The 3,470-nt window shown below is 49.8% G+C and carries 7 protein-coding genes; 5 read left to right on the top strand and 2 right to left on the bottom strand.

All coding sequences use genetic code 11. The features are described 5' to 3' along the window. From Q1A48_RS20755 to Q1A48_RS22020, 5 genes are all read left to right on the top strand, one after another. Window positions 1-303: hypothetical protein (locus Q1A48_RS20755; RefSeq protein ID WP_299948689.1), on the top strand; the 303-nt coding region annotated here is incomplete at its 5' end. 232 nt (window positions 304-535) lie between these two features. Next, window positions 536-1,750: a site-specific integrase gene (locus Q1A48_RS20750; protein ID WP_299948687.1), complete on the top strand. Its 1,215-nt coding sequence runs from the start codon at window positions 536-538 to the stop codon at window positions 1,748-1,750. Window positions 1,751-1,780: 30 nt separating this feature from the next. Further along, window positions 1,781-1,945 (top strand): hypothetical protein, encoded by a 165-nt coding sequence (locus Q1A48_RS20745; RefSeq protein WP_299948685.1) that lies wholly within the window; start codon window positions 1,781-1,783, stop codon window positions 1,943-1,945. A 116-nt stretch (window positions 1,946-2,061) separates the two neighbouring features. Further along, a complete protein-coding gene (locus Q1A48_RS20740; RefSeq protein ID WP_299948683.1) occupies window positions 2,062-2,373 on the top strand; it encodes a type II toxin-antitoxin system death-on-curing family toxin in 312 nt (103 codons plus the stop codon). Window positions 2,374-2,407: 34 nt separating this feature from the next. Then, window positions 2,408-2,524, top strand: a complete 117-nt coding sequence (locus tag Q1A48_RS22020) for a SymE family type I addiction module toxin (RefSeq protein ID WP_366523460.1) — start codon at window positions 2,408-2,410, stop codon at window positions 2,522-2,524. A 73-nt stretch (window positions 2,525-2,597) separates the two neighbouring features. On the opposite strand, the gene Q1A48_RS20735 is transcribed toward Q1A48_RS22020, so the two are convergent. Both Q1A48_RS20735 and Q1A48_RS20730 read right to left on the bottom strand, forming a co-directional pair. Beyond that, window positions 2,598-2,933 (bottom strand): hypothetical protein, encoded by a 336-nt coding sequence (locus Q1A48_RS20735; RefSeq protein ID WP_299948681.1) that lies wholly within the window; start codon window positions 2,931-2,933, stop codon window positions 2,598-2,600. Further along, window positions 2,920-3,470: hypothetical protein (locus Q1A48_RS20730; RefSeq protein WP_299948679.1), on the bottom strand; the 551-nt coding region annotated here is incomplete at its 5' end. The genes Q1A48_RS20735 and Q1A48_RS20730, both read right to left, overlap by 14 nt.

Raw genomic sequence — 3,470 nt, 5'->3', positions numbered from 1 at the left:
TTACTATGGGACTTCCGGATCTGTCAAACTATGCGTGCCTCCCCGGCAAAGCCGGGGGGTCTCCCTTTTGGACTAGTTACCGGAAATTCAAAAAAGGATTCCACAAGTATTTTAAGTGCCAGAATAATAGGGTTTTTAAATCCAAAGTTAACAGCGGATGGTTGGCTTTGCAGTAATGTTATTTACCCTGATAGGGTGGAGGGATGCAGATCTGAAAATCGTGGTTGCAGCTTGGTTTATGCCCTGCTTTTGGCAATGAAAAAGACCTATCTCTTAACTTTTCGTGGCATATTTATGCAATGAGAATAAAAAGATCCAAATCTTAGGATAATTAGCCCAATCGTTCAAAGACATTAAATATGGCGGTGAGGGAGTCCGCTTATATGCCTTCCAATACAGTCCTATAGATTCCACCAAACCCTAGTAATTACAGGGCCTGCGAGCTATATTCCTTCCAAATTTATCCAAAGTCTACTCAGGGAATCCACGGCAAAGTGGGGGACCAAGTGGGGGACTGGAAGGCTATGGGGAGAGCATGGGAAAGCTAACCGCAAAAGAAATTGAAAGGATTAAGGCGCCGGGGAAGTATGACGACGGGGATGGCCTGCGCCTGGTTGTTAGGCCCTCGGGAGCCAAAAGTTGGGTTTTACGCTACCAACTTCACGGAAAGCGCCGCGAGATGGGCCTGGGTAGCCTGAATGATGTGGGCCTAAAGAAAGCAAGGGCTGAAGCCGGAGTACAGAGAAAGTTGGTCCTCCAGGGCAAGGACCCTGTAAACGAACGGCGGCGTATTCAGCAGGAACAGAAATCTGTCGCGCAAAACATGAAAGCGCAAAAGGCGACCTTCAGCGATGCGGCCGACTTCTACATACAGTCACACCGCGAAGGCTGGAAGAGTGCCAAGCACGCCCAACAGTGGGAGAACACCCTGAAGCAGTACGCGCACTCGGTAATAGGCGACAAGGCCCCCTGCGAAATCACTACCGACCATGTGCTAAAGATATTGAAGCCAATCTGGCTCGAGAAACCGGAAACAGCGAGCAGGGTCCGGAACCGCATGGAGCTTGTGCTGGATGCCGCTAAGGCCAGGGGGCTCCGAGTGGGGGAGAATCCGGCCCGCTGGCGCGGTCATCTGGACAAATTGCTGCCAAAGCGCTCAAAGGTACGGAAAGTAAAACACCACAGCGCATTACCCTGGGCAGAGCTGCCGACGTTCATTCAGGAAGTCTCCAGGCGCGAAGGATTGGCATTCAGGGCCATGGAGCTGACCATCCTGACTGCCACCCGCACCAGTGAGGCGCTGGGAGCTGCCTGGGATGAAATCAACTTCAACACCAAGACTTGGACAATCCCAGGTGAGCGGATGAAGGCGGGCAAGGCGCACCGAGTACCTCTGGCGCCGCCTGTGGTGGTTCTGCTGGAATCTCTACCCCGGATCGACGACAACCCGCACCTCTTCCCTGGTCGGAGCAAGGGACGCCCCCTGTCAAATATGGCCATGCTTATGGCACTACGTCGCATGCAGCGAGATGACCTTACTATTCACGGATTCCGATCAAGTTTCCGCGATTGGGCAGGAGAAGCCACTCCGCACCCGCGTGACGTTTGTGAGCAGGCCCTAGCCCACAGCCTGGGGGACTCTGTAGAGGCTGCTTACCGGCGCGGCGACTTGTTCGAGAAGCGAAAGTTATTGATGGCCGACTGGGCCACCTATGCAAGTTCCGCTCTCGCGGATACAAATTTCCAGTGATACAACGTAAGGAATACAAAGGGAGGTCTCATGTCTACCTATACCATTCCAAAGGGTGCCAAAGAGCCGCCACCAAAGGTTGAGATGATTGACGGACGTCAAGTAAAAGTTGTGCATCCGAAAAGTGCAAGCGAAACCAGTAAACGCCTCACGGCTAAATATTCCCGAGCACTGAATATACTCAAGAACCGCTAAGGAAGGGCGCATATGGTCAATGTGGAAGACCTAAAGCACCTCACCGCAGATGATGTGCAAAGCTACCATGACTACATCCTCGGCCATAGCCCTGGGCTGAAAGGTACCAAGCCGGGATGCACGTCGAATCTCTCACCGGGCGGATTCATCACAATATCTTTTATGGCTCTTTTCACGGTATAGAAGAGGTTGCGGCACTATATGCCGAGGCCATAGCCAAAGGCCACGTCTTCAACGACAGCAACAAGCGAACGGCTCTGATTTCCATGCTCACTTTTCTCGAAGAGAATGATGTTGGTGTGGATGCGGATCAGGAGCACCTTGCCGAGTGGATCATTGATCTGGCAGATGGGCGAGCGACCCATAAGGAGTTCGCTCCCTGGCTAAAGACGCGCCTGCGGGGTAGCCTCCCCGCAGAGCTTGCTTAGCGATCTTGTGCTCATCCATTAATGAAATAACTCCGTGCCATGGATCACAATCAGGGGCCACTGGCTTGAACGGGCCGGCTTTGTGGTGGATACGCCGATCAAGGTCAGGGTCAGGGTCATAGAGCGGTGTTTGGTGTTGACGGCTGAATAGGTGTCTTAAAGACAAAACCCCAGCAGAGTTATCTGTGGGGCTTTTTTACTATAAGCCTGAGGATGCTGGCCTCTTAACTTAGCGGCTCCACTTCACATATTTCCAAAATATTACACTCAGCAAGTTTGTTTTCTGGGCCTTCATAAATTCCTATTTTGTCTCCAACCACCAAAAGAGCAACGGACTCTTCATCTAAAATAAATTTAGCTTGAAGCGTACCTGACTCACCGGGAGCTATACCTGCATTGCACTTAGATATAACGCCAGTATGGTAATGATTTTTATAGAGAAAATTAGGGCGCAAACCTTTTTTTACTTCATGAGTATTTTTGTATTCATCCTCAGTGGAAACTAAACACTCAAGCTGGGCGGTTACAATAAAAATTTTCATAGAATTAATATTTGTCAATTACATGTATTCCAGATCTTTTAGCGTCGGCATTTACCGCCTGCAAGGAAATCGCATCATATGACAGAAACGTACCTATGCCAGGTTCATTAACTCTAACACCAAGAGAGTAAGTTGCATCTGACACTCGTGTATAAACCGCAGTCAATCCGCTTGTGGTTTCACCCATCCTTTCCAATGCAGTAACAAAAGCCCTCGCCTGAGTAATGTTGGTCCAGAATTGTTTTTGAGTAAAACCGGATGGATTACCATCAATTGAAAAGCTTAGAGTTGCTAAAGTTGCTGCCAACTCAGCCTCGTCCATAACCCTCACTAAAACATGTCCTTTTTCAGCAGAGCTAGTCAGTGAAAGTGCCGCTGCAAGTACGCCACCTTTACTTAAATGCATAGCCCATTCTGCAAATGCACTAGATGGAAGACCTACCAATCTTCCTGCGAGTATCGTCGAGCCAGACTTTCCCTTTTGTGCATCTAGCCTTGGTGCAGTAACAACAACCTCATCAATAATCCTTTCTCCATTAGCCGTTTTGCCGCCCC

This window comes from uncultured Microbulbifer sp. (genome assembly GCF_947489355.1).
Lineage (GTDB): Bacteria > Pseudomonadota > Gammaproteobacteria > Pseudomonadales > Cellvibrionaceae > Microbulbifer.
Note: the sequence above shows the minus strand (reverse complement) of the source record. Positions and strands in the feature narration are given on the sequence as shown.

Bases quoted from the DNA above. Each gene is read 5' to 3' on its own strand.
- Q1A48_RS20745 (WP_299948685.1), top strand. From the start codon at position 1,781: ATGTCTACCTATACCATTCCAAAGGGTGCCAAAGAGCCGCCACCAAAG.
- Q1A48_RS20740 (WP_299948683.1), top strand. From the start codon at position 2,062: ATGCACGTCGAATCTCTCACCGGGCGGATTCATCACAATATCTTTTAT.
- Q1A48_RS20750 (WP_299948687.1), top strand. From the start codon at position 536: ATGGGAAAGCTAACCGCAAAAGAAATTGAAAGGATTAAGGCGCCGGGG.